Raw genomic sequence first — 1,397 nt, forward strand, 5'->3', positions numbered from 1 at the left:
CCCTGACAGGTGTAGGTTTATTACATAGGTGTGAGTGTTCATCAGCAACAAGAAGAAAATAAAACATAGAACAAACAAGTGTAAGTCGAGAAAAGAGATGCTGAAAAATAAGTATCTCAAGCAATGGTCTTGTATAGTGTCAGAGCACATGGCTCATCTATCGATACCTCAAGCTGTGGGACTGGCAACATGGAGTTTTGGCATGGTGATGACAAAATCGAGCAGCTTGACCCTGGTGTCAAAATTTATCGCCAGTATCAATCAGGAAAAACCAAATACGGTACGTCAACGCTTAAAAGAATGGTATCAGGAGGCAGAAGCCAAAAAAGGAGACAACCGTTGTGCTCTCGATGTCAGCAGTTGTTTTGCGCCATTGCTGTTATGGGTAATTAATCTACTACCAACAAAGATTGAGCAAGTGGCTTTGGCGCTTGACGCCACAAGTATTAGTAACAAATTTACGGTCTTGTCAATTAATGTACTGCTTGCAGGGTGTGGAATCCCGATTGCATGGTGCATTGTTCAAGCGACTGAACCTGGAAGTTGGAAACCACAAGGCGCAAAAACTCATTAAACATCTTCAGGCTGTGATTCCGCAACAGTGGAATGTGATTGTTGCTTGCGACCGAGGACTTTATGCAGATTGGCTGTATGAACTAATTGTTGGTGTTAGCTGGCATCCATTTCTACGTATTAATCATCAAGGACAGGTACAAATTCCACCATGCAGTACTTGGCGACCGCTAGCAGAAGTTATTAACACACCTGGACAATCTTGTTCTGCTCGAGTTGTTTGCTTTAAAACTAACCCGCTGGAATGTACTCTCTTAGCACGTTGGGATCTCGGCTACAAAGACCCAAGGTTAGTTTTAACTGACCTTGAGCCAAATCAAGCTGATGTTTTATGGTACGGTTTGCGTCCTTCAACCGAATGCGTTTACCGCGATCTCAAAGGAGATGGTTGGCAGTGGCACAATACTCGTTTGCTCTCTCCACAACGTGCTGAACGTTTGTGGTTAGCGTTCGCCCTTGGCGTTGGCGCAGCCATCGCCCTGGCAACATTGTGGATGGTTATGCTTGGTGGTGAGGTAGTGCGTTCCTGTCGCCTTGCGTCGGAAAGCAACTACCGAACCCGTAAGGGCGAAGCTGAAAATCAATCTCCTCCCCCTAACTACCAACAACTTCCCAACAAACACATCGCCTTTTCTAAGGCTTTTAATCCAAAACCACTACGTCAGATTTCTTGTTTTCTTCTGGGTTTTATTACCCTGATTGCTGATTTGCTCAATGGTTTCTCAATTCATCTTCATCGTTGGAGTTCCTTTCCTCCTACTCCTGTTGATGCTTTCTATTACTCACACTTGTCCTCAGCGTAAAATACCTACACCTGTCAGGGG

At 44.7% G+C, this 1,397-nt stretch carries 2 protein-coding genes; both read left to right on the plus strand.

All coding sequences use genetic code 11. The features are described from left to right. Positions 1 to 148 precede the first annotated feature (148 nt). Positions 149 to 574: a hypothetical protein gene (locus tag BV375_RS37455; protein ID WP_208099033.1), complete on the plus strand. Its 426-nt coding sequence runs from the start codon at positions 149 to 151 to the stop codon at positions 572 to 574. A 13-nt stretch (positions 575 to 587) separates the two neighbouring features. Then, positions 588 to 1,376, plus strand: a complete 789-nt coding sequence (locus BV375_RS37460; protein WP_208095496.1) for a hypothetical protein — start codon at positions 588 to 590, stop codon at positions 1,374 to 1,376. Positions 1,377 to 1,397 lie beyond the last annotated feature (21 nt).

It is taken from the genome of Nostoc sp. 106C (assembly GCF_002154725.1).
GTDB lineage: Bacteria > Cyanobacteriota > Cyanobacteriia > Cyanobacteriales > Nostocaceae > Aulosira.

Coding starts and splice junctions, on each gene's coding strand:
- BV375_RS37455 (WP_208099033.1), top strand. CDS start 149: ATGGCTCATCTATCGATACCTCAAGCTGTGGGACTGGCAACATGGAGT.